Source organism: Nostoc sp. MS1, from assembly GCF_019976755.1.
Lineage (GTDB): Bacteria > Cyanobacteriota > Cyanobacteriia > Cyanobacteriales > Nostocaceae > Trichormus.
Genome location: NZ_AP023442.1, coordinates 81,023 through 107,976 on the forward strand (window position 1 = coordinate 81,023; position 26,954 = coordinate 107,976).

General features: G+C 40.7%; 28 protein-coding genes and 1 CRISPR repeat array. Of the genes, 6 read left to right on the top strand and 22 right to left on the bottom strand.

Annotation, left to right across the window (positions count from 1 at the left end):
- Positions 1–2: 2 nt before the first annotated feature.
- The 15 genes from NSMS1_RS31145 to NSMS1_RS31215 all read right to left on the bottom strand — a co-directional run bounded on the left by NSMS1_RS31145 (position 3) and on the right by NSMS1_RS31215 (position 11,592).
- Positions 3–404, bottom strand: coding sequence for a hypothetical protein (locus tag NSMS1_RS31145; protein WP_224095622.1), 402 nt, complete (start codon positions 402–404; stop codon positions 3–5).
- A 3-nt stretch (positions 405–407) separates the two neighbouring features.
- A complete protein-coding gene (locus tag NSMS1_RS31150) occupies positions 408–881 on the bottom strand; it encodes a hypothetical protein (RefSeq protein ID WP_224095623.1) in 474 nt (157 codons plus the stop codon).
- A 154-nt stretch (positions 882–1,035) separates the two neighbouring features.
- Complete coding sequence (locus tag NSMS1_RS31155; protein WP_224095624.1) at positions 1,036–1,971, bottom strand: tRNA-guanine transglycosylase; 936 nt, start codon at positions 1,969–1,971, stop codon at positions 1,036–1,038.
- 133 nt (positions 1,972–2,104) lie between these two features.
- Entirely contained in the window at positions 2,105–3,466 is a 1,362-nt protein-coding gene (gene dnaB, locus NSMS1_RS31160; protein ID WP_224095625.1) for a replicative DNA helicase, read from the bottom strand.
- An 88-nt stretch (positions 3,467–3,554) separates the two neighbouring features.
- Positions 3,555–4,649: a hypothetical protein gene (locus tag NSMS1_RS31165; RefSeq protein WP_224095626.1), complete on the bottom strand. Its 1,095-nt coding sequence runs from the start codon at positions 4,647–4,649 to the stop codon at positions 3,555–3,557.
- Positions 4,650–4,703: 54 nt separating this feature from the next.
- Positions 4,704–6,198 (bottom strand): transposase gene (locus NSMS1_RS31170; RefSeq protein ID WP_224095446.1). Its coding sequence is split into 2 segments (ribosomal slippage): positions 4,704–5,510 and positions 5,512–6,198, totalling 1,494 coding nucleotides; the frame shifts between segments, so codons are not numbered across the junction.
- Positions 6,199–6,358: 160 nt separating this feature from the next.
- The gene (locus tag NSMS1_RS31175; protein ID WP_224095627.1) at positions 6,359–6,658 is read right to left on the bottom strand and encodes a hypothetical protein; all 300 of its coding nucleotides are present in this window, start codon (positions 6,656–6,658) and stop codon (positions 6,359–6,361) included.
- A 229-nt stretch (positions 6,659–6,887) separates the two neighbouring features.
- On the bottom strand, positions 6,888–7,490 hold the full coding sequence (locus NSMS1_RS31180; protein ID WP_224095628.1) for an alpha-ketoglutarate-dependent dioxygenase AlkB family protein: 603 nt from the start codon (positions 7,488–7,490) through the stop codon (positions 6,888–6,890).
- Positions 7,491–7,509: 19 nt separating this feature from the next.
- On the bottom strand, positions 7,510–8,124 hold the full coding sequence (locus NSMS1_RS31185; protein WP_224095629.1) for an MT-A70 family methyltransferase: 615 nt from the start codon (positions 8,122–8,124) through the stop codon (positions 7,510–7,512).
- Positions 8,125–8,126: 2 nt separating this feature from the next.
- A complete protein-coding gene (locus NSMS1_RS31190; protein WP_224095630.1) occupies positions 8,127–8,324 on the bottom strand; it encodes a hypothetical protein in 198 nt (65 codons plus the stop codon).
- A gap of 69 nt (positions 8,325–8,393) precedes the next feature.
- Complete coding sequence (locus tag NSMS1_RS31195; RefSeq protein WP_224095631.1) at positions 8,394–8,684, bottom strand: hypothetical protein; 291 nt, start codon at positions 8,682–8,684, stop codon at positions 8,394–8,396.
- Positions 8,685–8,693: 9 nt separating this feature from the next.
- On the bottom strand, positions 8,694–9,524 hold the full coding sequence (locus NSMS1_RS31200) for a hypothetical protein (protein WP_224095632.1): 831 nt from the start codon (positions 9,522–9,524) through the stop codon (positions 8,694–8,696).
- A gap of 26 nt (positions 9,525–9,550) precedes the next feature.
- The gene (locus NSMS1_RS31205) at positions 9,551–10,009 is read right to left on the bottom strand and encodes a DUF1392 family protein (RefSeq protein ID WP_224095633.1); all 459 of its coding nucleotides are present in this window, start codon (positions 10,007–10,009) and stop codon (positions 9,551–9,553) included.
- Between the two features lie 121 nt (positions 10,010–10,130).
- Positions 10,131–10,328: a hypothetical protein gene (locus NSMS1_RS31210; protein ID WP_224095634.1), complete on the bottom strand. Its 198-nt coding sequence runs from the start codon at positions 10,326–10,328 to the stop codon at positions 10,131–10,133.
- 145 nt (positions 10,329–10,473) lie between these two features.
- A complete protein-coding gene (locus NSMS1_RS31215; RefSeq protein ID WP_224095635.1) occupies positions 10,474–11,592 on the bottom strand; it encodes a hypothetical protein in 1,119 nt (372 codons plus the stop codon).
- A 161-nt stretch (positions 11,593–11,753) separates the two neighbouring features.
- Between NSMS1_RS31215 and NSMS1_RS31220 the strand changes: the two genes are divergently transcribed.
- Entirely contained in the window at positions 11,754–11,996 is a 243-nt protein-coding gene (locus NSMS1_RS31220) for a helix-turn-helix domain-containing protein (RefSeq protein WP_224095636.1), read from the top strand.
- Positions 11,997–12,092: 96 nt separating this feature from the next.
- The gene (locus tag NSMS1_RS31225; protein WP_224095637.1) at positions 12,093–12,986 is read left to right on the top strand and encodes a hypothetical protein; all 894 of its coding nucleotides are present in this window, start codon (positions 12,093–12,095) and stop codon (positions 12,984–12,986) included.
- A 22-nt stretch (positions 12,987–13,008) separates the two neighbouring features.
- Here NSMS1_RS31225 and NSMS1_RS31230 read toward each other — a convergent pair whose 3' ends face one another.
- The 4 genes from NSMS1_RS31230 to NSMS1_RS31245 form a co-directional block, all read right to left on the bottom strand.
- Positions 13,009–15,132, bottom strand: a complete 2,124-nt coding sequence (locus tag NSMS1_RS31230; protein ID WP_224095638.1) for a hypothetical protein — start codon at positions 15,130–15,132, stop codon at positions 13,009–13,011.
- Between the two features lie 89 nt (positions 15,133–15,221).
- Positions 15,222–16,276, bottom strand: a protein-coding gene (locus NSMS1_RS31235; RefSeq protein ID WP_224085966.1) for an IS630 family transposase whose coding sequence is annotated in 2 segments (ribosomal slippage) — positions 15,222–15,881 and positions 15,884–16,276 — 1,053 coding nt in all. Because the reading frame shifts where the segments join, the coding sequence is not laid out codon by codon here.
- 71 nt (positions 16,277–16,347) lie between these two features.
- Positions 16,348–18,834 (bottom strand): NACHT domain-containing protein, encoded by a 2,487-nt coding sequence (locus NSMS1_RS31240; RefSeq protein ID WP_224095639.1) that lies wholly within the window; start codon positions 18,832–18,834, stop codon positions 16,348–16,350.
- Positions 18,835–18,906: 72 nt separating this feature from the next.
- A complete protein-coding gene (locus tag NSMS1_RS31245; RefSeq protein WP_224095640.1) occupies positions 18,907–19,719 on the bottom strand; it encodes a DUF5677 domain-containing protein in 813 nt (270 codons plus the stop codon).
- Between the two features lie 814 nt (positions 19,720–20,533).
- On the opposite strand from NSMS1_RS31245, the gene NSMS1_RS31250 reads away from it, so the two are divergent.
- The 3 genes from NSMS1_RS31250 (at position 20,534) to NSMS1_RS31260 (ending at position 21,166) form a co-directional block, all read left to right on the top strand.
- The gene (locus NSMS1_RS31250) at positions 20,534–20,716 is read left to right on the top strand and encodes a hypothetical protein (RefSeq protein WP_224095641.1); all 183 of its coding nucleotides are present in this window, start codon (positions 20,534–20,536) and stop codon (positions 20,714–20,716) included.
- Positions 20,717–20,816: 100 nt separating this feature from the next.
- Positions 20,817–20,963: a hypothetical protein gene (locus NSMS1_RS31255; protein ID WP_224095642.1), complete on the top strand. Its 147-nt coding sequence runs from the start codon at positions 20,817–20,819 to the stop codon at positions 20,961–20,963.
- Between the two features lie 41 nt (positions 20,964–21,004).
- Complete coding sequence (locus tag NSMS1_RS31260) at positions 21,005–21,166, top strand: hypothetical protein (protein WP_224095643.1); 162 nt, start codon at positions 21,005–21,007, stop codon at positions 21,164–21,166.
- Between the two features lie 644 nt (positions 21,167–21,810).
- Here NSMS1_RS31260 and NSMS1_RS31265 read toward each other — a convergent pair.
- The gene (locus tag NSMS1_RS31265; RefSeq protein WP_224095644.1) at positions 21,811–22,020 is read right to left on the bottom strand and encodes a hypothetical protein; all 210 of its coding nucleotides are present in this window, start codon (positions 22,018–22,020) and stop codon (positions 21,811–21,813) included.
- Positions 22,021–22,270: 250 nt separating this feature from the next.
- On the opposite strand from NSMS1_RS31265, the gene NSMS1_RS31270 reads away from it, so the two are divergent.
- Entirely contained in the window at positions 22,271–22,495 is a 225-nt protein-coding gene (locus NSMS1_RS31270; RefSeq protein ID WP_224095645.1) for a hypothetical protein, read from the top strand.
- A 623-nt stretch (positions 22,496–23,118) separates the two neighbouring features.
- Positions 23,119–24,585: a CRISPR direct-repeat array (repeat unit 36 nt; unit sequence GTGATCAACGCCTTACGGCATCAAAGGTTTGGTCAT).
- Between the two features lie 273 nt (positions 24,586–24,858).
- On the opposite strand, the gene cas2 is transcribed toward NSMS1_RS31270, so the two are convergent.
- On the bottom strand, positions 24,859–25,152 hold the full coding sequence (gene cas2, locus NSMS1_RS31275) for a CRISPR-associated endonuclease Cas2 (RefSeq protein WP_224095646.1): 294 nt from the start codon (positions 25,150–25,152) through the stop codon (positions 24,859–24,861).
- 9 nt (positions 25,153–25,161) lie between these two features.
- On the bottom strand, positions 25,162–26,823 hold the full coding sequence (locus tag NSMS1_RS31280; protein ID WP_224095647.1) for a type I-MYXAN CRISPR-associated endonuclease Cas4/Cas1: 1,662 nt from the start codon (positions 26,821–26,823) through the stop codon (positions 25,162–25,164).
- Positions 26,824–26,954 lie beyond the last annotated feature (131 nt).

Genomic DNA, 26,954 nt, shown 5'->3' on the forward strand with positions numbered 1-26,954 from the left:
GGTTAAAACTCCAACAGTTGAATATATGCGTCGAGAGCAGCAATAGCCGGATGTGGTTGCGGTTGTGACCGTAGACCGTTGCATATAGTAGCGTAGGCGTAGCCCGTCGAAGACATCGCTCCAGAGTCAACAAAAGTAAACCCGATGTTTTCACGTCGAATAGCGCAGTGGTGCATAACAGTTAGCAGCACAAAATTTAGTTGTACTAGTGCTGTGCTTTGGTCGTTAGCCAAGCGCCAAGCAATGTTATCTGAAGTCACTAAACGCCAAGCATTATCTGAATTACGCTTTTCTACGCTTGGTAAAATTCGTACTTTGAACTTGTGGTTGTGATCTGCGGTTACACATTCGTCAGGTGCAAGAGTAGACCATTTGGAAAGTAATTGTTGATAGTTAAAATTCATCAGTTAGTAGTTAATTTTTGATAAAGGGTCAATTAATAAAATCCTTTGAACAGGACGATGTAGATATGTCCAAACTTCGCGTTTAGCCAATTGTCCGTTGCTATGTTTTTTGTACCTGAGCATTCTTACCTTGATTGGATATTCACGATAAAAAGAAAAGATGCGATAAATATTAGTACCGTATTTAATTAAGGTATTGGGATAAAGTTTCTGCCCATGCTCCATTTCAAAGATTACGGAGTAAAAAGCGTTAACCAAATCGCTATATTCATAAACGGCTTTATTACTCTCTAAACTACCAAATATATTGAGCAACTCTTCTCTCAACCAGTCAGCATCAGGATTAGAGAACTGCTGTCCACAACTGTAACTCCGATGAGCTTCTTGCATATGTCGGTGGCATTTGTCTCTTAGTTCATAAAATGTTAGGAATAGTTCATCTGATTTCGTTTCTAAGGCATTCTCAACTATTGCCATAAAATTATTCGTTGTAACTAGAAATCTTGAGTTTGTAAAATCTTCTGTTTAAGTTTCTAACTTTAATTAATGAGAATATTTTACAGTTATTACTAAGTAGATACAATTGCTTTATCTAATTCTAGAGTTAGAAATAACTATAGAATAATCAATACTATTTATGTTGGTTGATAAAGTCACCTAAACTAATTGTTGAAAAAATAATTCCTGAAGCTGATAAGGGTAGAGTCTTTCCTGTAGCTGCTGCCAAATTACATAAAGCTAAGTGCAATCTATCTGTAACTGTTGGTTCTTTAATTTGAAAATCAGGGTTAGACCACAACTTTCCACTTGCTGCGTATTTGATATAAGAACTACTATCTACTGAATCAACTCCCACAGCATAAAGTTTTTGGATGATATCAGGAGAACCTAATCCAAAAATATGCAAAGGTAAATCTCCAATTTCGTTCCTTACAGTTTCAACGATAGACAATACTAAATCTATATCATGAACTCGCGGAACTAACCCACCAATAGCAATCCCATCAAAGCCACAATTGGCATATTCTTTAGCGCAATGTGCGGCTGATTGAGAGTCCCAAGCTTGTACACAAGCGTATAAAGGTAAGTCGCGTCTACGTCGGTTATTTAATGCCCAATGTGCATTTGCAATTGTTAGATTTTGGCGTTCTTTCGCCTGGGGTAAATCCATGTTTGGTGGAATCGGAAAGTCTAGCGTAAAGGCTACATCAGCAACCTGAGATTGTAGTTCTAGAACATCTTTAGGGTGAATAATTTCAGTTTCACCATCTTTGTTAATTTCAATAATTCCCAACTTGTTCTTACTACGAATATTTACGCCTTCAAAAAGTGAAATAAATCCGCCACTGTCAACGAATAAAGGTAATCGTGGCTTTTGTTCTGGTGACATTTTCTTAGCGTAATAGTAGCTAACCATGACAGCCGGAGCTAATCGGCACAAGTAAGGGCGTACCAAATTATCTAGAGGATACTTTTCACCAAATGTAGTCACGGGAATATATGCAGGGAATGAAATTTGTCCACTGCGGGTTGTGAGCATTTTGGGGGAATTGTTTGATTGAGACATAACTTAAAACTCAGTTTCTTGTGATTGTTGGTGGGTTAAGAAAGGAGCTAGGAGCAAAAACGTAGGCGATCGCTCTTTAGTAAACATTGCTCTTATTGGTAGGGAGGGCATATTGCCCTTCCCAAAGCAATCTTCAGAAGCTTCGACCGCGAGATAAGTTTTTGAACTTAGTAAACTGATGATCCAGGAGAAGTTTTGCAGTACCAGTTGGGCCATTCCTCTGCTTGCGGATGATTAATTCAGCGATGCCACGGTCAGGAGTATCAGGGTTATAGATTTCATCGCGGTAAAGCATGATGACCACATCGCTGTCTTGTTCAACTTGCCCACTGGAGCGCAAATCACTGAGTATGGGGCGCTTGTCGTTGCGATTCTCAACATCCCGGCTCAACTGAGACAGAGCTAAGACTGGGACATCCAAATCTTTGGCGATACGTTTGAGTCCTCGGCTGATTTGGGCCACACGTTCAGTCATATTGACTCTGGCATCCAAACCCTCAGCCATCAGCTGTAAGTAATCGACAATCACCAGCCCAACATCACCGTAGGCAGAACTGGCACGGCGAATTTGACTACGAATATCGCCCAGAGTGGGACAAGAATTGTCGTTGATGAAAATGGGTAAATCGCTTAAGTGATAAATCGTTTCGCTTAAAGGTTGCCACTGGTTATCAGAAAGTCGTCCACTGTCAAGGAAACTGTTTTCAATGCCAGATTCACTGGAGAGAAAACGCTGCACATACTCGTCAGTTGTCATTTCCACGCTGTAAATAGCGACAAGCTTGCGGCTGTTTCGGGCGATATTGAGCGCAATATTACCAGCTAGAGCCGATTTGCCGACAGAAGGACGAGCAGCCAAAACGTACAAGCGCCCTTTCCTGAGTCCGCCACCGAGCAAAGTGTCGAGGTCATAAAATTCAGTGAGCAGCGCTGGGGAAACTGTACCCTGGTGACGGGCTTCAATCTCGTTGAAGGCATTAGCCAAAGAATCAGAAATGTGAACTAAGTCAGCTTCGGAATTTTCTGATGTGATGCCATAGACTTTTTGTTCAGCCTGGTCAAGAACTATGGGTAAGTCAGTCTCGGTTTGATAGCCAAGGTGAACAATTTCATTCCCGGCTTTGATCAGCTGTCGCCGTTGGTATTTCTCCATAACCAAATCGGCTAACGCATCGATGTTGATGGCTGACACAGTGCGGTCAACTAGAGTAGCCAACTTGTTGCGCCCACCAATGCGAAACAGTAAGCCGTTGTCAGCTAACCAGTTGCTGACCGAAAGTAAATCTGTTGGTTTGCCTTGTCCGTAGAGTCGGTGTGCGGCTTGGTAAATATCTTTGTGAGCCGCTACGTAAAAAGCTTCCGGGATTAGGCGATCGCCTATTCTACTCATAGCCTCTGGATCAAGCATGATACCGCCGAGTATTGCTTCTTCAGCTTCAATGCTTTGCGGAGGTAAACGGTCATTACCGGGAGTGAAATCTAAATCTTGCGTCATAGTTTTTCTCTTGAAAAATTTAGGATTGAGGGTGAATGAAGTAGGGCATAGGTGGTTGAGAGATTTTTCTTCTGTACCTGGGGTTTTTTCAAGCCACTTGTTGATGCAAATAGGCATACATTTTGGGATGATGCGTTTCTAACCAGTTCAACCAGTTAGTCGTTGCGCCTGTGTGTTGTTGGTCATATCGGGTAGTGAATTGTGCGATCGCATCTTCTTGTCCAACTCGATCTACAAGGTCTAGTAGTTCGTTAAATGTGCCTTTGTGCCAGTCAAGGGAGCGAGAGGAGTAATAGCCAATTGGTTCATCGTTAGCTTTGGAGTTAGGGTTTGCACTGTTTTGAGACTTCACAACTTGTGACCAATAGCCCAGCAGTTGCTCTAAACCGACCTTGCTGTTTTCACACAAACCGATGGATTTGAGGACGGTGGGTATTTTCTGCTGCCAATTGGTCTTGTCCCACTCGGCTCTTTCTTTGGCAATTAACTCAACTAAACGGCGATCGCAAGTTTGATAAACCTTGTCTCTGGTGAGGGTACGCCAAGGAAAACGCCAAGAACGCAATCTGATTTCGTTCTTGTAAACGGCGGGTAATGACTCAGATGCCATAATGCCAGGGTCAAGCAAGACTTGGTTAAGTAAATCCTCAACCGACTGAAATTTCTTTTGGGGTTGTTTATTCGATTGTTCAGCTTTATCGAACGATGCCACCGGAATGTTTGACCCGGATGAGGGATTTTCGGTTTGAGGCAAAGACTCGGATTTGTTTAACAACGAAGTGAAAAATTTAGGGGTGGGTTTTTCTTGGTTTTGTGGTGAAGTTAATTCAGATTTTTCTTCACATACACATTCTTGGGTGGGGGGTGCGCTCCTGTCAGGGGGCGCATTGAGTGTAGTAATCTCTGAAGTATTCTTTGTATATATAGATGTATTGCCCACATGGGGCATTACTGTATGTCCAGATGGGGCATTACTGCTTGTCCAAATGGGGCATTGTGTATTGTCCTTTTCGGGCAATATATATTGCTCTGTTGAGGCATTACATATTGCACTATTGGGGCTGTCTATATTGTCCTTTTCGGGCATTATGCGCTTAGTTGGAAGAGACGCACTATCATCTTTTTTAGATTTACGAGTCCAAGCTTTGGTAATTTCTTCAATTGGTAGCTCAAGATTGTTCATAAAGGCTAACCAACGCTGATTTAAAGCGTCTTTATCCTAGTGTGGTAAAACTTACTAGAGAAGACGACTCTCTAAATTAGCCAAGTAACCCTTGGGGTCTCGGCGAAATCGATACTGTTCAATTCTGGCTTTGTGGTGTTTTTGCAATTGAGAGCGTAATTCGAGCCAAGTAACGATATCAACTTGTGCTAAATCAGATGCGGTAAAAGAACGAAGTTTAGTAGCAATGGCACAAGCAAGTTTGACAGAGCCACGAATAACAAGGGATGAGGGAGCAACCTTACGACCAGTACAACGACGTTGATGATGACGTAGCATACCAAAAGCGTGTTCTAAGTCATTATTAGTTCTAGGAAAATCTTCAATTTCGTAACAATGAAAAAGTCCAGACCAGTAGTTATTGGTGGTTTTTATAAAGTTATCGATTGCGGTGTTCAATGTGCCAGCTTTCTGCTTTTGTTGGGACATTTGAGTTAACAGTTGCTGATAACTTTGTTTGACACCAGCAGCATCAAGACCTATTTTATTATTGAGAATATTACTAGCTTTATCAACCCACCCATATGCAACCCTCACAGGTGAAAATAAAGATGCAGTCGCAGATAATCCCTTAGCTAGAAGGTGTTTTAGATTGACTAAAGGTGGTGGTAAAGCACTTCTTTTTTCCATCCGTTCTAAGCTTTGTTCTATCAAAGTCAAATTTTCTTGTAACTTTAACCCTGATGCTTCTAAGGGTGGATGACCATCATTGGTTATAGAACTACGGACTGCCGAGCAATAATCTTCAATAATAGTCACCAAATCCTGATCTTCATTGGTAACACTACGTTCAATTTCTCGTAATCCTCTAACTTTTTTTTTTCAATTCCTTTTTTGCATGTCTATCCGCCTCATATATGGGTTTAATAGCTTCTTTCAGGTAATGGTAATGACATAAACCATGAGCAATACTAGGTAATGCTAACCCAACAGCTTTGCGAATTGATTGTTGCCCATCACTAACAACTCCATCAATTGGTACATTTAGGCTATTAGTTACTTCTAGTAATAGCGTCACTAAATCTTCATTTCTTGATGATAATAAGGTTTTAGCAAGTAAGATTTCTCCAGATAAGCAATCTCGAATTACCCATAATACCTCATGTCCAATTTCTGGCTGCATCCCGTCGATCGCTAATATTACCCGTCCTTGATTAGCCATTATGGCTTTTAACCTAGTGTGGTCTTTTAACCATAAAGAAAGTAACTCGTCATATCTGTCAATTAAGTGCGTGACCGTTCGTTGACTTATACATATACCTTTTAATTCAAGGTGAGCGTGTATTTGGGGAACGCTTCTATGTTCCTGATAGCGTAATGCTCCTATATAAGCAATCACATCCAAACCAAATTCGTTTTGTGGTAGAGCTAAAGAACCTTCTTGCTCTGGTCGATACACTTTTTTGTACAAGAAACATGACTTATTTTGACATCGACGAATTTTTAGCTGTAATTCTACTACCCCATTTAACGTTCTTATATGTCGAGGATTATTGTATTCATTCCACATTGCTTGACCGCACGATGGGCATTTTTTTTGAATACAATCGAGTACTTTAAACGATGTTGCCTCTGGTTTTAGACTTTTTCTTGCCAAGTTTTTGCGCCATTATTTCGCTACAAGGTCAAGATTACAGCATTTCCGCTCTTCTCTAGTAAGTTTTACCACGCTAGTCTTTATCTAACCAAAACTCAACACGTCTGGGACAGCCGACGAATTTTTCTTTAAGTAAACCCCTGGCTTTTAAAGACTTTCGGGCTGTTTCTTGTTCTTTTCTTGTAAGACCAGTTTCTTGCTCAATCTCAGCTTGAGATTTATAAATCCAGCCTTCAGGATTTTTTTGTTTACCTAGCCAGTAATACATTTGGCATAAAAATAAATTAGGTAAAACGCCACCAGTAACATCAACTAATCTTGGATAGTAAGCAACAGCATTACCAAGGTCTACCAAAAAATCAGATAGTTTCATAAAATCCCCCTACCCATAAACCCGGATTTAATCAGCCCAATTATTGTTTGTCAAAACTGCTCTTATTTGGGTATAGTGGTATCGATAACCATAAACCCGTGTATCAAAAGTCTTCATTCCTCCGGCTGCTCTAACAGTCTGGGGAATTTGTTTTTAAGGATTAATAAAGTAAGAAAACTCCTTAATCCATAAATTTTGAGAAATAATTTAATTTCTCCGTTTAAAATATTCATTTAGTCCTCCCAACGTGTGGACGAAATGTCAGATTAATTCGCGTAGTCACAAATTTGTTAGTTTTCGGAACTTGATGCAGATGAGTAGTTTGGCAACCCGGTAGCATCACCAACAAACTCCCGTGTTCCAACCAGAAATCGGTAGGCTTACCACCGATAGGCTTAATTTGGAATTTGCGTACTGCGCCAAGGCTCACTGAAGCGATCGCCGGCTCAACACCCATAGACGACTCCTTGTCCGAGTGCCAGCCTATCGAATCTTGTCCACTCCTGTACTGATTGCCGATGACGATACGAAAGCTGTAACCAGTAAATGCAGTAATAGAGTCACGCAACTTAGACAGAGCGTCTGTCCAAGCTAGGGGTTTGAGCAGTACGCTATTAGAGTAGAGGTAATCACACCCCTCATCCCCGTAGATGCACTCCAGCCGGGGGACAGGCATTGTTTTACCCAGCATCCTTATCTGATTTTGTTGCCATTGCAATTGTTGGCAATGCTGATAGAGTTCGTCAGCTTCTTGCTTACTTAAGAAATCGAGGTGATAACTGACGGGTAAAACTGCTGTGGTTGGTTCATCAAATAGTTGCAACTGTTTCATAACATTACCTCACTACCTGTTAAGCTTTAACTAAAATTTCTTCATCACTCGCATCAAACATATCCGCTTGATCTCCCCAACAGTCCCAGCCGTCCCTAGACTCTCGTGCGAACATCTCCAGCTTGGTCATCTCTGGACACAGCTTCTCTACAAGTTCAAAAAATTCTGGGGGTTTGCGGGAATGCTCACGTCGAGGCGCGTGTAGGATAGTGGATTGATTAGTAAGCGTTGGCGTTCCGCCCGTCGTAGACGTTCGCCCTGCAAAAGCCCTGACATCGCCACGCACAGCCAACGCGCAATGTTCGGTGCAATTCCGCAGCCAGTGGCCAGTGCCAATATGTGGAGTTCCCAGCTTCGTAATCTTTTGCCAAGTCAGAATAGTTTTGAGGTTGAAACCCCAAGTCTGCAAGCATTGTGCAGCTTCGAGCATATGATTATTAGTGAACCAAAGCCACAAAACACAACCACTCTTGTCGCATAAGTCGGGAATGGGCAGCGCCAGGATTTCAGGAGTTGGCATAGGTCTGTAGGGAATGCGATTGCGGTGGGTCTTATCGTTAGTGCGGAGTCTGTAGAACCAGGGAGGGTCTATAACTATGCACTGATACTGTCCTTGTAGAGTGGAGATTCTCATATTTACTCCTGTGGTGTTTTCACTATTTGAGCGTTGATTGATTCAAAATCTACTTGAAAAATGTTTAAATCAGGAGTTAATTCCCCAGAGTTGTAGCGGTCAGTGATGTATTGTTTGATGGCATCTGCTGACATACCATCAGGAATATAAATGTGAGCCTCTTGGTAAACTTTTTCTACTACTTGAACTATGACTTTCATTTTGATTTCTCCTGACTTGTTAGCTGTTAGCTGATCACTGATGACTATGAAATACGCTTTTACTCTTAACTAGGTTGTATGTTCATCTTCTTTAGATATTCCTTCCCAAAAATGTTCAATGAAATAATAAGCTTGTTCCAAAACTTGAGGCAGTAAAAATAAGTGAACTTCCCACACAGCTATGACACCACCAGCAAAACATTCTGCAAGTTCAATCCGAATCAATTCTGGTAAACGACTTTCCAAGAATTTCAAAGAATAATCGTCATTTTCTGGTAGGTGAACAAAAAAGTATTCATCATACATTGCAAAAGCTTCCAGTCCATATTTCTCTGCCACGGTCTTTCGTAAACTGTTCATAATCGTGACTCACCCAGAAATGACTTGTACTATTTGGGGCAACCAGCGCAGTTGGAAGACTGTTTGATTGCACCCCTTCGCCAAAGCAGGAACCATTCGCCCCCATTGCTTGCCTTCATCAGTGGGTCGATAGGGAATCTTGCGGTCATCAGTACGGTATTGCAGTCCAGCATTGAGTAGGCATTTGTTGACGGCTCTGGCTGACATCCCAACTACTTCACCAATTTGCGTTGGGTTTAGATATGCGTCTTCGGCAACATTGGTTTGGGCGATCGCTGTCTTTAGTTCATTGGCGGCTGGCTTGAGTGCAGGGTTGACGGCAGTGGCGGCGTTAACGGCTAACTGCGCGGTGAGGGATTTGTCTAATCCCGCAAACTCACCAAGCAGCATGGCTAACTGTGCGGCTTCGTGGGATGGTGCGATGACTTTGGGTGGTTCTGGCTGTGGAGTCGTAGGTTTTATCCAACCCATGATGTCTTGCATCCAGGCGCGAACACCGATGGTTTCAAATGCCTCACAAGCTAATTTTGCCTGTTCGCTACACCTTTTCCCCGCTTCATAACCGTAATAGTGAAGTATGGCAGCGACAGCTAAATCAGGGATACCAGACTGTGACCAGCTTAAAATGTCAACACCTTCAAAGCCTTTACGGACAAGCTTTTCAACCAATTTAGAGCGAGAAATGTCAACAGCAGTTTTGAGACTTCTGAATAATCCAGCAGCATCAACATCAGCTAATCTTGCTGTTGCACGAAGACTAGCCCTACCCTGGCCATTGGAGTCAACAGTGATTTCCTGTTTAATCTGTTCAATGATTTGAGCGATTTCGATTTGTGACATAATCGTTGCTCCAAGTTGAAAAATACTTACAAATGAACTCGGACTAAATCTTTTTCGCTAACCAACGGGAAACGAATTGGTGAACCTAGCACTGGGGACAAAGCAGGAGATTTGACTTCAACCACATAAAACCAACTGTTATTCACCAACATCACACCCAACACCAAGCGCTGTTTTGTGGCGTGGCTGGTGAAACGAAGTATTACGCGATCTCCCACAGCAAAAGTAGGTTTTACCAAGTTGGTAGGTTGTACTTGTCCAGTACCAATAATTTCGTGTTTGCCCAGATAGGCAATGTTGCGGTTACTCGCAACTGCATAAACCAACTGGTCGTCTTGCCACACCACTCCACAGCAGTAACCAAATGTTCCAGTAGCTGTGATATACACTCGTTCCCACAAATCAACCACAACAGAAGGCATTTGTTTACCCCAAGGCGGCGATAAATACCAATTCCTTTCAAGAGCAGAGATTACACAATTCATGAGATTACCCAATTAAATGCTTAAACCATTTTTAATGCTTGTACTTACTGCATTAAGATGTAAAAAGTTAATGAATACTAGCAGTCACCCGAATTAGCACAGACTGTTCGGGTGAGTTTCTTTAATCAGCAATCTCTGTGGTAATAGACAATTTCTGATTAGTTTCTAGCTCATGTTTGAGATAAGACAGAGCAGTTAGAGCGTCACCAATAGTTAAATCTGGCTGATAATTAAGGGACTGAAAATCGGGATGAGCAGCAATTTGAGAAACTAAATAGTGAGTGCTTGTGACTAATTCGATCAGGCTGACACCAGACATGGAAATGGCTCCTATCTTTTAGATTTGGTGTAGAGAGATGGATAGCACTTGTTAATGTTTTTTCAAAAACAGACAGGTAAATTTATACTTGAGCATGTAACTAAACAGTCAGGTTGAGGTGGGCTTTTATTACCCACCTATTTCTTTACACCGCTACTAATGCCCTGCTTTGAGTCTCAGTTTCCATCGGCAACAGCCACTCATGGCTACTGAGTTGATCAAATGGCGCATCCAACTGATCCTCAAAAGACGTACCGAGCGATCGCACAGCATCAAACACCGAGTAAGAATACTGCGCTTCACCGGAACAACCTTGGATCACCCACCAGTTTCCATTGGTGCATCCTACTTGCCCCAACTTGATGCCGTCTTTGTATATGCCGTCATCTAAAATCTCAAACCCGTACTTCTGGCACTCGTTGAAGATATGCACCATGATTCGGTTTTCGGAAGAAGAAACAGGACAAGGTGTAGGATGCAGAGGGGAAAATTGCTCCTCGTCTTCTTCCTGCACTGGTAACATCCCTTGCTGATAGGCTTGCTTGACGTAGCTGTGGCATCTGGCTGGTGTTGTGTCACAGAAAATCTCTTGCCCGTTAACCATCACTCGCCAGTAAAGGTTTTGATAATTGTGGTCGTCAAACTCAACGCTGGCTATGGGTTCCCCCTCAACTACTACCTCTTGGTCGTAGAAAGATATTTCTTGAACTGTAGGAGCTTCTGGTACTTCGGCTGGAGAAAGTGGGTTGAGTGTTCCATCTAGGTGATGCCAGTTAATGAAGCGGTGGCATTGGGATAAAGTATTGTGGCGGAACTTTTCTTCACCACTCACCATAACCACCCAAGGTTGAGTCACATGTTCGTGGTCATAGCTGATGTAGGCGATGAGTCTTTTGCCTGCGTACACCTCGAAGTGGTGAGGGTTGATTTCTTGGGTGGTCAGTTCCTCTGGTGCAATTTCTTCGGCTTGCTGGGCGATGTAGTTCTCTAGTTCGGCTTGTGCTTGCGCTTGCTCATCGGGAGAAGATGCAAGGGTGCTGGGTGCGGGGGGCAGAGGGGAAAGATTCTCTCCTTGTCTCCCTGCTCCCTGCTCCCCTGCCTTGTAGATGTGTCGGGCTTGGTGTTGGGCGATCGCGTTTATCCAAGCGTTCTTGGAGTAGCGTTTGGTTATCTCAACTGTGCAGCCGATGTCGCTGTAGATTTGCTTGAGTCCAGCTATGGATTTCAGTTGTAGTTGTTGATGAGAGTATATAACGTGGGTCATAATGGTATTTCCGTAATTGGAACAAGAAAAGCGCTTTAGATTGGTAGTCGGGGCGCTTTTTTTGTATATATATACTGTATCCTCCCACTTGACAAAATGTCAAGTGTCACTCTACAATTTACATAGTTTATATGAAATGCTTGAATAAAGAAGGATTGTTTATGCCTATAGATGTGCAAATAGAAAGGGTTATACGAGTTGATGCCCCAGGCATCGGAGCGAAAATTAAACAGGCTAGAGAGCGAGATCCACGGTCAGTAGAAGAATTAGCAAAGGCGGCTGATATGACTCGTGCTAATTGGTATCGAATTGAGCGTGAAGAAAATGATGTTCTGCCAGAAGCAACACTCCGTAAAATCGAAGAAGTTTTGGGCGCGGATTTTGGCATCAGTTTTGATAATTAGTCAACATTTATTGCCAGTCTTGTGGTTTGCCCATCTTTCTTAAAGAGTGACCACTTGTGAACACTACACTCGCATCAAACTAAAAGAGGTAGGCGCATGAACCCCCCACCCCGTAAGCGCAAAGCCACCTCTGCGTCATCTATCAATCCAGAATTACCAAACTCAGACATCTCAACAGAAGATACCGCTTCAGCAACTATTGACGTGACGGCGGTTGAAGTACCTGAATTGACACCAGAAGAACAGAGCGATCGCCTGCACCTAGAACGCAAGGTAGAACGGGCGTTCTTCGAGGCAGGTAAAGCACTCATGGAACTGCGCGATCGCAGACTGTACCGTTCCACTCACCGGACGTTTGAAGAATACTGCCGCGATCGCTTCGGGCATAATCGCCGCCAGTCTTATCTTTTAATGGATGCGGCTGCTGTTTTTGATAACTTGGCTGAAAAATGTGATCGTTCCGATCACATTTTGCCAACTAATGAGTGGCAAGTTAGACCATTGACAAAGCTTGACCCAGATATTCAGCCTGAAGCATGGCAACAAGCTGTAGAGTTTGCCAAAGGTAAAGTACCATCTCATCGTATCGTTAAAGATGCAGTGCAGAAGATAATGGAACGCACGCAAGTACCCAACAGCTATCAGCTTGGCGAAGTATGCCAAATCCTTGTCAAAGATAATCCCGAACTCAGAGGTATGGGCGGCTGTTGGGCAATTGTTACTTACGTGGGGGACTTCAGTTGCACAGTCAAAACTTGGAATGGCGAAGTGACGGTTGGGGTGCAGCACCTCAAGTCTTTCGATTATTTGCCTGCGGAATGTCAGCAGATGCAGGGGGTGTGTGATCGCATTACACGGTTACGGGGTTGTGAGAACTTGGAAGAGGCAGCCCATGCTGTGCTGAAGCACTTGGGTGAGGTGAAGCGACCGTATTTAACCACTATGGAAGAGAATCTGTTGAGTGTAATAGAGCGAGAATATAAAAATTGATATGTAAGAACTTTAGCTATAATTACTCTCGTTCTGCTTTCCTGAGTAATTCTTCCATTCCTTCTATGTTCAACTTTAAAAATCTATCTTGTAAGTTGATAGCACGTTGGATTAGTTGTAGTTCATCCGTATCATCAGCTTCTCGTAAAATTTCGTTTAAAGCTATAATAAGTGGTTGTGTTGGATATATTGAATAGACACTTATTTCAGTCTCAAATTTTTTTGCTAATTCTTCAATTAGTTCTAATATTTCTATAGGGTTTCTTCTCGATTCATATCCTAACCATTCTAGAAAACTATCAAAATCAATATTTCTTACAGGTGATTTAAGGGAACTAATAAAGGTAAACGCAAATTCTCTGGTGATATAATTTCTTGTTTCTTCTTGAAAGCACCTATCAATTAGGGTAATAGTTTCCCCAGATAAACTTCTATTTTGTAAAATTAAAATTAGTCCAGAAATGCACTTTTTAGTATGTTCTTGTAAATGTAAATTAGCTATAAAAACTTGTGTGGCTCCTTCCCATGCAGGATTATTATTAGTCTTGATTAAAATTTCAAATAGTTGTTGTTGATCAATATGACCAGCCAAACTAGCTAATGTTGAAATTCTCCCCCAAATATCACCAGCTTCTTCCATACCTTCATGCAACAACCGATTTAAGTATAGAGCAATTTGATTGAAATTATCTCTGTAGTTCAAATATAAGAATGTACCACTATATTTCCAAAGTTTTAATTGAGGCTCTTTAAAAATATTTTCCAGTAGTAGCCACCCCAAATTAGGTTTTTTATATATTAGGTAATGAATCTGCTGAAGGACAGGAATCCGCACATAGATTGCAGAATCACTGGCAATGTGGGGTAGCAATAGCAATAGTAACTCTGGTACAGGCTGCTCTTCTTCTAAAAGTCGGTTGCAAAGCGTAATAGCACTGGATGCAGCAATGCCGTGTGTAGAGCTAATTGCTGCGCTAATAATGTCATTGCTATGTTTACGAATTTGCCTATCATAAGGATATTTGGTATAAAGCCAGAACAACAATAATGACAAGCGCTTTGCAGATTCTGAATCAACTAAAACATGGCAGCAAGCTTTTAAGGCTGTGCTAACAATAGAACCATCATTCCAAAGTATCGAATAACGCTCTAACCAATTAAGTAAAGTAGATGCAAGCTTTTCTCCATCAGGAAGTGGAAAAGACGGTTCCCATTTTTGTCCTGGCTTAACATTTCCGAAGCGATACTCTAAATGGTATGCAATCCCTTCAACGACAGTAGATATATATTCTTGATGTAAATTTGCTTGAACCATTAAGGAAAATAAGTTTATAAACTTTACAGGGTTTAGGGAACAAGCTTCACGTAATATGCTTTTGATTTCACTAAACCCACCTATCATATCTCTACTAGCTATGTCTTGAACCCTATGCTTCCCATAGTAGTGTAACAACTGAAAAAGACCCTTAATTGATAGCTTTAGTAAGTCTTGGGTAGATAAAGGAGGTATGACTAAACCTCCCCAACTGTAAACATTTAGTCTTGGATGATTAGAACCAAAATAGTTTGCCCAATTATCCAAAAATATCTGTATTTCTCTCGTTCTAAAAATTGATGGAATCGATAAACATATATCATATAAATTACGATATGCCCAAGGAATACTTCCTTTTTCATTCTTTTCTATTTTAGAAATTAGAGAAGCAATAAGTGTTTGATTATTTAATTGTGCTGATTCTGAGATTTTAGGATAAGCCATTTGCATTAGTTCGCCTAGTGCATAAATCAGCTTTTCATGGCAAAAAATATCTTGATCTTCTAGCAGTCTTTCAATACCTAAAATATAAAAATTTAAAAACTGATTCAACAATAAAATACTTCCTACAAATTCAATATCAAGCATCAAAAACCAAAATTTAATTGAGGAAGAATAACAAATATTTTCTTTATATGCTTCAATGATGAAGTAGCGAATAGCTACTTCAGAGGATGTTCGTAATCGTATTTCATTTTGCAGCCACCAATCACTATTATAACGGACACGATGTTTAATAGCTTTTTCTACGCCATCAAGTAATATATTAAGGTTTCTACAAGGATAAAAGTCGTGTTTAGTATGCTTTTTATTCCATGATGTATATGGCAAAAAACAATCATACAGACCATTTTCTAATTCATTATGTCTATTAAGATTAAGTAAGTCGTGGAGAAAATTTATAAGTATGTAACAAAGAATTAAGCAGAAGAATAAGAGTTAAATTTTACACGTTGCGTACTGTAGTTTCCCTTTTCTCCTCTATTTTGAACTCCATCAATGACAGCATAGGCAAGGTCTAATTCATCCTCAAAACTTTGAGAAGCTAGTTCATTTTTTTTCAGGTGTTGCCACTCCAATTCAATTGGATTCATCTCTGAGCAATATTTAGGTAAAAAGAAGATGTACAAACCCATCTCTTCCCACTTTGTCCATAATTGCTGAACTTCTTTGCACCGATGTATCGGGCCGTTGTCCTGAACGATGACTCTGATACGACCTGCTTTTTGGGCTTCAAGTGCTTCAAGCTCCATCATTTGAATATAGGATTTGCGTGAAACGCCACCAATCACTAGACCGTACACAAAACTAATTAGGGGTTGAAGAAACCCAATAATACTTAACCTTCGACCCCGACGCTTACTCTGCTCCAGGCGTTTTTGCTGACCTCGGAAGTAGTAACTGTAACTGGGTTCACTCCAGGCACAAAACCCTGATTCATCCATATACTTTAAATCGATTTCTCCAGCAGCAGCAGATAATTCCAACATCTCTAAGTCTGCCTGTTTGATTTGCTGCAATACTTTGTCTTGCTTTCCTTTGTGGCTTTTTCTAGTTCGCTTCCAAATGACCCCCTTTTTTTGAGTACCTGCCTTAACCAGTCAGGACTCAATTTCACGGAGCGTTCTTGCTCTAATTTTTGGGCTAATTGAACACTATTATATGTACGTGGTTCTTGCTCCAAGCATTTTTCTAAGAACGCCATGTCAGCTTCTGCCCACCTTGATTTTCCTCCCCGCCCTGCTTTCTCCCACAGTCCTTCTAGACCTTGTTTTTCCCATCTATGCAAAACTTCTCTTACTGTTTGGGCAGTCCAGTCAAAGTGATCTGCTATCTTCTCTACGTACCAACCATGTGCGCTTAATCTGATCACTTCGGCTCGGTCTTTCACTTTCTGGGGTACATCTGCCGTTCTCAGGTTGAACAAAATTTTATCTTGCTTAGGAGTCAGAAATACCCTTAAACGGCTGCCCATATCCCTGTTACCTTGGTAGACACATTTATGTATTTACTTATCTTTACACACTTTGGTTTTTTCACCTTGTTCTACTTACTCCAAGTTTCTAATTCATTTATCACTACATTCAATAAAGTGTCAGATTGGCAAAGACGTAGTTCTAAAAAACTCTCTTCGCCAAAATTATGAGGCATACAACGTAGATTTTCATCTAAATTCCATTGGCTTATATCTTCAGGTAAAATATCTTTGGTGATATACTTCCATAATAAGCTATCACCTCTATTAGTTGCTTGTATCCATTGGCGTAATACATTGCCAAGATAGCCATGTTCTTCGATTTCAAAATCCTCTACTAAAATTTCTAGTAACTCTTGTATACCTTCAGTATTCCATTTCTTAAGTTTGAGTAGAAGGGATAATATGTTGCTACTAAGATTTTGTGGAGATATCCATTTTTGAGTTATGCTTTCTTTCAAAAATTTCACTACTTCAGCAGGATATATATTTATCCATCCTGCTAACCATTTAATAAACTGAAGCAACCAAGTTTCTCTATCTTGTGCTAATTTTGCTTCAGTCAACCAGTGCTGTGTAATAATATTCCACCAATAACCTTTATTTGTTCTCCATAATAACCGTCGAAACAAGTCGGGGTAATTTTGGAAAATGCGTCTGAGTAATCGCCAATCTTCCTCTACTGGTGTAATCTCACTTAAAGACTCGCAAATTAGGCGTTTAACATGGTATGCTATTTTCTCATGAGATAAAACTTGAGAAACTTGCCGCCTAAAGCTATTTATTTGATAAACTCGCAGATAAAAGAAAAATGCTCTAATTGCTGGACGAATAAAAGGCAGTTGGGGATGTTCAAGGATGAAGTCTGCTAGAGTTTGGTTTTTAGAAAGTGCTGCGCGGACAGTGATATAGTCTCCTAACGTTTGGTGAGAGAAAGCTAGAGTCCCAGGTGATTTTTCCCATAGCACTTGTTGACTATTTAATTCTGTGATGATTTCTTCACTTGTTTTAAAAGATACTTTTGGATAAGATTGCGATCGCTGCTGCATCATCTGTTCGGCCATATTTTGTAATGCAACTATAGCCTCACTACCAAGTCTTGGATTTTTTACAACAACTTCTTCAACAAAACTGTTGTAAAGGTCGTATACAGAAGGAGATTGTAACAAGATACCCAAATTTGCTAGTTTACCGTAAATTCGTAAATTTTGAGGTATTTGTAGTAGTGCTTTGAGTTCAGGAGTTATTTGAGAAATATCAACTTTCCATTTAATTAAGAAAGGTTTGATTTCATTATCAAAATCAAGTGGTTTTATTTGAACTCTATGTTGCCAGGAACGACCTCGAAGCAGAGGGTCGTATTCTAAGTCAAAATTGCGGCAGGCAGCAATAATAGTTACTTTATCTAATTTTTCTAAACGGTCAATAATACCTAAAAAGATTTTAAGAGCATCGTGCTGACGACTTAAAGATAAAACATCAAGAGAATCAATTATAACGATAACACGGCGATAATCTGCAAGACGAGCGCATTGACCAACAATATCTTCTGGTAAACCTCTGTTTACTAAATCTTGTTCTGTTTGCAATTTTGTAAAGAAATCGCCTTTAATAAATAACAATCCCCAAATTGGCTCTTTTTCATCTTCAATATATTTTGCAAGGTCAAGCAATAAACAAGTTTTACCACTACCAGGACAGTCTGTTAGTAGAATGCTTTTATATCCTTGCTCAATTAGTTCAATTAAGTGTGATAGCTCAGAGCGGCAAATAGTTTCATCATCTATAGTTCGTAACCATTCTCGCCCAATTTTTGAAGCTTGCCTAAAGGTTGCAAGTATTTCTGCCTCAGTGCGTCTTGGAGTTAAATATAGTCCCTTTTTAGCTAATTCAGCTAACACGTCTGAGCGTGTAATCAGGTATCTCGAATCTCTCAAATTAGTTTCGTGGCTTGCCAGAAAACGCTCTAGTATAGGCAAAGCGACATCAACATTTGGCACAAGGCTCTCAAGGTCTGATTTGTTCTGACGATCCCACTCATCAAACTCATTAGTAGAACCAAAACTTATTTGTTTAATTAAAAAATACGTTATTTCTTCTGTTCTCTCTAAAATTTTTGCAAGTCGCTTTAAACATTCTAATTGATTTTGGGCTGCATCTCGAACAAAAGCTGAGTATTCAGGGTAATATCTACAATCTTCTACTAGTTTCTTTAACTCGCCAAAAGGCGAGCGAGAGTAAAACATAACTTTGGAATTTCCTCGTGATTCCAGTTGATCTCTAGCCTTACGTAATTCTTTTTGTAGTTCCGTATCTACTAAAGTCCAATTATTATGTTGAGGCTGATTTTTCTTAGCTTGGATAAAGCAAACGTAGCCATTTTTATAGAGTACAACAATATCATCTACAGAGATCGCAGAATCTTCCCCTAGTAGCCCTGTTGAATTGACTTGGATGCTTTCGATACTCTCATCTTTTATGAGCCTAATTAACCAGTGTAATGCTACACGCAGTTGATACTCATCTCCAAGGCTAGACCTTTTTCCGGCAACACTCATATTGAATTAAGTTTATTTAAATTGCATTACTTTAGATGTATTCCAGTCTATAGATTTATTCTGAAATAATTTTTATTTATTCTTATTGATGAAATTAAGTTCATCATCCTTTATCGCATCAATAGCAGTTTGAATTTGATTTCCAAATTCAAGCGAAAGGAACTTTGTTGGATCGCCTCCTATGATAGAAAGGAATTTTTCTCCTGTAGAGTGAATGCAATACCATGCTATAGCAAAACAAGACCACCAGTCTTGTGAACTAATATATTCACCTATCTCTCTATTTATACCCAAGTTCTTTCTATAAAATTTCGTTGCATGATGATTTGCATGAGAAAACTGACTAAAAACTATATATGTAATGTATTTGTTTTCTTGATTTAAAGAAGTCAGCATATCGTAGAGATTGGGTAATCTACTCAATGCTCTATAGCCATCGGGTAATTTATCAGTAACTCCAAGACGAAACTCTTTTATTGCTGTAGCAAGCTCTTGTTCTTCTTGACCAAGACCAAATTTACCTAATTTATTAGACATTTTAATATAAAACTCTTCTTCAGTTTGTAAATGAGCTAACCAGCGAACTTCTCTATTAAAAGGATCTTGAGGATCTATTATCCAAAGTAACTTTATAGCAGTTTCATAGGCTGATCTAGCTACAACTATTGCAGATGGAAGTAATACTAAATCGCTCTGCGAGATTGAGATAATGCTTTCTACATGGCGGATAATCAATTTTAAAAGGTTGGAAGCTTCTACATCTGCTTCGTACCTGCCAATGGGTGGACATAAGGAAACAGCTAATAGCAGTCTTGAGATTGCCTCATTAAGTAATTCACAGGCTTGTTCAATTTTTTGTGTAGTTGGGATTAATGATACAGACATATTTAGATATTAAAGTTAAATTACGGTTACTTCATGATTTGTTATGCTAAAAACGTCTATAAATTAGCTCATATACCTTGCTGGTTAAAAAAATAGTTTTTAATTTTGATGTTTTCGATTTTGGGAGAAAATTATCTCATAAATGTCTGGAAGCTTTGATTTGAAAGGCTAATCCTTAATTTGAGTTTAAAATTTAGTATAACATCTACAAAAGAGGCAATTTACGGTTATTAAAGTATAAATTGCATTTTTATTTTTATCCTAAACTCAGGGGTAAAGGTGGGTGTTAGGCTATTGTCACCGCAGTCAATGACTTCATTTGTAATGTGAGGCTTTGGGATGACGAATGTACTGTTGGTGTACAGCATCTTAAGTCCTACAACTATCTGTCTACTGAGTGTGAACAGATACAGATGATCTGCGATCGCATCAGTCGGGTGTATTCCAGTGGGCTAGAGGAATCGGTGCAGAAGTTTTTGGAGTCGTTGAGGAAGCTGAATAGACCCTATTTGGGGTTTTTTATACAAACCCTCGAAAAGGGGGATTAGGGATTTTATGACTGAGAATCGGTAAATTTTTCGTTTTTTTACGTCTCATTATTCTTTAGACTTTGAGAGAATTGCATTTTGAGACATAAAAAGAGACGTAATTCAGGCGTGTCTCTCTAAGTATAGTGTCTGAGACACGTTAGGGGAAAAGCTTTGCTGACAAGGATTTGAAGGTAATAATGCCAAACTTCGTTTTTGCTATTCCCCCTTTTCGAGGGGACATACAAAAAACCCCTATTTGACGGCACTGGAGGAGAAATTGCTGAGTGTGCTGGAGTCAGAAACTAGCAGATGAAGGAATTATCATGCTTGAGTTCTGGAGCGAGGGCGATCGCTTGGTGAAGTCGTCAAAATATATCCCCAAGCGATTGCTGAATCGAGTTCAGCAGATGGAGCATGAGAAAGCGGCTGTTAGGGAGATATTGCAGGTGTTGGGGGTGATGAAATAGCGAAAAATACTAATTTCCTAAGTAAGTTACACATATTGATAGTAAAAAATTTTGAGACTATAGTAGTGTATGATGTTCCGAATATTACAAATAAAACTGTATGGCTACGCACAATCCCAAGTTCCATCGCGTTGAACAAGATGGAACTATTATTTTACAGTCTAAACATTTAGGTGAGATTGTAGAAGTTCACCTAAACAAAGAAAACGACGTTTTTACGGGATTAAGCAAGACGGTACTTTCGTAGAGCATGATCGTGATTGCGGAAGTGACTTTGCTCAACCAGTGATGCTCTATAAAATCTATTATTCATTTGAAACCGATAGTTGGGGTGTAGGATATCGGCTCAAACATAGTAATGAAAATAAGTGGAGTGATGGGTTTACAACAGCTAGAGAAGCTTGGTTATATAGAGAAGCATTGATTGCTAGTGGTATAGCTGAAAAATAAATTTCGGATGCGGAGGTCAGCAGATATTATTGCTCTGCGATCGCATCCATAGGTTACGGGACAGAGATAACTTGGAAGAGGCGGCCCGTGCTGTAATTACTCATAATAGGAAGTGATCAACGCCTAACGGCATCACAGGTTTGGTCAATGTAACCTTTTTCCTCGTTTCGACCGGGTTCGTAGTGATCAACGCCTAACGGCATCACAGGTTTGGTCAGGTGGTGGCAACCGCCTTTTTTTCTTGGGTATATGTGTGATCAACGCCTAACGGCATCAAAGGTTGGGTCAGAGAGCAGCGCCGTAAGCGTCGAAATCTGCCTTGTTGTGATCAACGCCTGACGGCATCAAAGGTTTGCTCAGATCAGCGCACCGCCAGCGAAAACAGTAGTCGCCATGCCGTGATCAACGCCTGACGGCATCAAAGGTTTGCTCAGGCTCATATATTTATTACGTCCGACTTGACCAGGAAAGTGATCAACGCCTGACGGCATCAAAGGTTTGGTCAGTCTTGAAAGAATCTTCTTGCAATCTCCGCTATCCCTTGTGATCAACGCCTAACGGCATCAAAGGTTGGGTCAGAAGAAGCGGAATTGGTTGTAGACAAACCCTCCGGGCATGTGATCAACGCCTGACGGCATCAAAGGTTAGGTCAGCATCACGATACTATCGTAACCTACCTCTTGAATCTCGTGATCAACGCCTAGCGGCATCAAAGGTTTGGTCAGCATGGTCTGACCCATCACATCCTTAGCTTGACCTGCGTGATCAACGCCTAGTGGCATCAAAGGTTTGATCAGTTTTAAGCTTGCGCCACGCATTAACTCAGTTGGTCGGTGATCAACGCCTAGTGGCATCAAAGATTTGGTCAGTCAAAGTTTGGCGATCGCTATTAATCAGATCAGGGTGATCAACGCCTTACAGCATCAAAGGTTTGGTCAGTTGAGTCGCTAATGCAATTATTAGGGCGACATAAATGTGATCAACGCCTTACGGCATCAAAGGTTTGGTCATGGGCAATCCGATTGCTTGTTGAAATTGATTAGGAAGGTGATCAACGCCTAACGGCATCAAAGGTTTGGTCATCTAAATCCCCATCTACTTTTAATGTCCAATCAGAATGTGATCAACGCCTTACGGCATCAAAGGTTCGGTCATTTAAACAATGTTCACCCACCAGGATGTAAAAAGATTAATGTGATCAACGCCTTACGGCATCAAAGGTTTGGTCATTTAAACAATGTTCACCCACCAGGATGTAAAAAGATTAATGTGATCAACGCCTTACGGCATCAAAGGTTTGGTCATAAGCAGAAAGAAAAAATACGCTAGAGGCTGCTTATGTGATCAACGCCTTACGGCATTATGCTTTGAATCAAAATATGAGAAAAATTTTGAACCATAAATTAGAAAAGAGTTAACGCAATTTCAGGCTTTTTGACCAATCACAACATCAAACTTTGAATCAAATCATGAGATAGAGTTGAAATTTTGAAGCATAACTAAAGAATGAGTTGAAAAAACACAATTGGACAAAACTTGCACAAAAAATCCTTGACAAAATTGGTCTAACTTAAACTTTCAATTCAAAATATGGTTCAAATACCCATGTTATGGTTCAAAAATTTTGTTTTAGTAGATATCTGAGTAAAAATCAAATATTTCCTGGTCTTAGCGATCGCTCTGTTGTTGGGCGATCGCTAACCTCAACTCGTAGCTGAATAATAATGATAATCAAGCCGAAGGATTGATACAAACGTCTCTTGTATCAGTCTTTTTATCCCCAACACAATAATCATTATTACTAAAAAACTCGAATACTAAAAGTGAACTATAAACTGGATACTCATTTTTGAACCATATCATGAGTTAAAATCTCATTTTTTGTTTCAAATCACAGGCATCAAAGGTTTGGTCATAGATGGGAACGCACAAAATAATAATGTTAGATCAATGTGATCAACGCCTTACGGCATCAAAGGTTTGGTCATTTACCCAGACTGTTTAATTTAGCAAGTTTTAACTGAGGTGATCAACGCCTTACGGCATCAAAGGTTTGGTCATAACTCCAGGAAGATGTGAATCCAAATGCCGCACCAGTGATCAACGCCTTACGGCATCAAAGGTTTGGTCATCACAGGACTTAGTGGAAATTGTCCGCAATACCCTGAGTGATCAACGCCTTACGGCATCAAAGGTTTGGTCATGGTATTAGCGATACTCTTTATCTTCCGCGATATTCGTGATCAACGCCTTACGGCATCAAAGGTTTGGTCATTCATTTCGCCGCGCCCCACCATTCTTCCGATGGGCTGTGATCAACGCCTTACGGCATCAAAGGTTTGGTCATCAAAGAATCCTATAAATTAATTTAGCGCAGAGTGTTGGTGATCAACGCCTTACGGCATCAAAGGTTTGGTCATTTCATTAGAAGGGGGGAGCCTCAAACAATACTTTCTGTGATCAACGCCTTACGGCATCAAAGGTTTGGTCATAGAAGGCGACCAGCAAAAAATAGTGAAACTTCCCAAGTGATCAACGCCTTACGGCATCAAAGGTTTGGTCATGTCCAGGGTGGTGCAGCCATGAAACCAGTAATACTGTGATCAACGCCTTACGGCATCAAAGGTTTGGTCATATGAATTTTTTAAAATAATCCCAGCTTCTAGTATCGTGATCAACGCCTTACGGCATCAAAGGTTTGGTCATGCGACAATAGTTAAATTCATCTACAAATAAATAAGTGATCAACGCCTTACGGCATCAAAGGTTTGGTCATACTAGAGATGCTGCTGCAATCCGTGAAAGATTATGTGATCAACGCCTTACGGCATCAAAGGTTTGGTCATTGCAAACGTAAGAAAAAGGTGGATGGTTCACAGAGGTGATCAACGCCTTACGGCATCAAAGGTTTGGTCATGGGGTAGGCACAGCAACCTTATATCCTGCCATCTCGTGATCAACGCCTTACGGCATCAAAGGTTTGGTCATAGATGGCATTATGTCTGCTGTTGGCTTTTAGGAGAGTGATCAACGCCTTACGGCATCAAAGGTTTGGTCATATTCCCTACTGTAAGTTTTGATGTTCAACCTGAGTTGTGATCAACGCCTTACGGCATCAAAGGTTTGGTCATTTTTCTTAACTTCATAAAGTGCGGCAAGTTGTTGACGTGATCAACGCCTTACGGCATCAAAGGTTTGGTCATACTATGATCCCTCTGTGTGTTTGTATCCCTACTCTATGTGATCAACGCCTTACGGCATCAAAGGTTTGGTCATATACGTATTCAACAATTAAAATTCCGGGTTTACCTGTGATCAACGCCTTACGGCATCAAAGGTTTGGTCATTTCTTTTTAAATCAGGTGAATCAACATCAGCAAAATGTGATCAACGCCTTACGGCATCAAAGGTTTGGTCATAGCGATGGCTGAAACCGTTATCAGGACACCGCCCATTTGCTATTTTGCAAGCATATGGCTGAAAAATGCAACAAAGCGGTTCATTTTTTACCAAAATTGAAATTTCACAGTTTCCGCCTAAGCTTAAGAAGCTTACCTGAACTAGCTTTTGACCTTACGAAAGAAAATACAAGCACCTCCTACAAACCCAAAAAGCTCCAAATCAAAGCACAGTAAGCTTTTGCTAGTTGTTTGCTGCGATTACAGGCTTCACAAACAGAGATCCATGTATTTTTAGACAATCTTGTAAGTTTGTTCTTGATCTGACCAAGCACCAGGACGATTGTAAGCTGGAATAGAATTAACGCATTGATTTGACAGACGAATTAATAACAAACTATCTTCTGGCGCTAAAATTTTCTCCAGTTCCCAACGTAATTTCTCTCGTGTTCGCATAGTTAACCAAGAGCGAAAAATAGAGTATTGCATCCTTTCGCCGTATCCTTGGAGTAAGTTGTAAGCCTTCCGCCAACGTTTAGAATCACGGATGTCGTAGCAAATTAAGTAACAGTGTTGTGCTTCACCCATTGTTACACCTCACCGCAATATTAATTGCCCAAATAAACCACCTTCACCAGACCATTCTTTTTCCAGTAGTCTTACCTCTAACTCGAATAAACGGCGATAGGTCAGAGAGTAACCAGTAACGGGATGTTTCCAAGTTTCTTGTTTACGAGACTCATATAACTCAACAAATTTACGTCGCCCAAGTTCACTTAGCCAAACCTGCTTACCTCGAACCTCAAAATCTGCTTTGACATCCCATTGACCCCGATTAACTGAAGCCATCACTGTCATATCTACTAAAGGCACTCGAAAGATTTCTAGTAAATCCAATGCTAGAGGTGCAGCTTGAGAACGCGGCTGGTGGTAAAAACCTAAAGCAGGCTCTAAACCAACAGTTAAAATCGCGTTCATAACATCTTTGAGTAGCAAGGCATAACCAAAACTCAGCATTGCATTGAATCGGTCTAGCGGTGGACGGCGATTTCTACCAGCAAAATGCAATTGGGTGGCAACTTCTTTGGAAATCAAATCGGGTAAAGCGCCGAAATATAAAGCCGCAAGGTTGCCTTCAAATCCTAATAGTGACTCTAGAGATTTCGCTTGCGGAACCTGTTTGAGTACACTTTTCATTTGAGCGATCGCCTTGTCTAATTTATCTGTTTTGGATTTCCCCCTCGTACCTCGCATTAAAAACTTGCGTTGCCCTTGACCACGACAGATTACGAGTTTACGTGCTAACTCTAAACAAGTCTCAGAATTACTCAATGCGGCATACTGACGAATCCGTCGTTGAATACTGCCTTGTCTGGAATCGAAACTACCAAGGTAACGACCACCACCAGAAATAAAATGCACTCCTATTTCTTGAACAGCGCAAAAATGAAGTGCTTGGGTAGAAATTTGTGAAAAACTGTGTAAAACTAGCTGCCCAACCTGATGAGCCGGAATTGTTTCAACAGGTTGATTGCGACGAGTAATTTTGATTTGCTCTCCGGTTCGACCAACTGATGTTCCTGGTTCTAAAACATGAATTACTTGCCGCTCGTCATCTTCAGGAAACAAGCGAATAGGTTGCCACTCTTTATTATGGGCAAGCCGCGCTTCTTCTGGTAAACAGACGGGAGCTAGAGAACAACGAGCGCACAATCGCTCATTATCAATTACAGGCGGCCGATAAGTCGATTTTCTCAGATTACGTGCTTGTTGAATTGCCTCTCGGACTGTTGCGCGTCCTGCATCATCCAGTGGCACATGAACGACGACATTATCAGTGTGATAGCGGATGCGTCCTTCCTTAACTGTGATTTCATGCGCGGATTCTAACAGGTAAGCGTAAGCGAGAATTTGTAGGCGATCGCTCTCCCAAGCCTGGGGCTGATTGTTCTCATCTCGGTAACAACGGCCGCGTTTGTGTTCGTAGGGGATTGTTTGACCGTCACGGGTGCGGAGGGCATCAAGCCGACCACGCAAACCCAGTTCTCCGCTTTCGAGAAATAGCTCCTCCCATTCCTCATCTTCTTGTTTTTCAAGTTCGGTGTGCAGTCTGCGTCCAGCAAACACGGCTGCATCCTGGGTGTAAAGTTCCTCAACTTCTTCAAGGTAAAACAGGCGAGGACAGTAGGCAAGAGCGTGAAGGGCAGATACGCGGATGGTTTCTGCTTTAGTAAGTTCTGAACGGTCTAAAGTTTGCATTTTTGATGTCTTCAGGATGAATATCAACAATTAAACGCCTTGCGACATCAAAGGTAGAAATTGATCGTACTACATTAACTTCCTTGATTATCTAAAGTTTGAAATTTCCGCCCAAATAAACTTAATAGTGC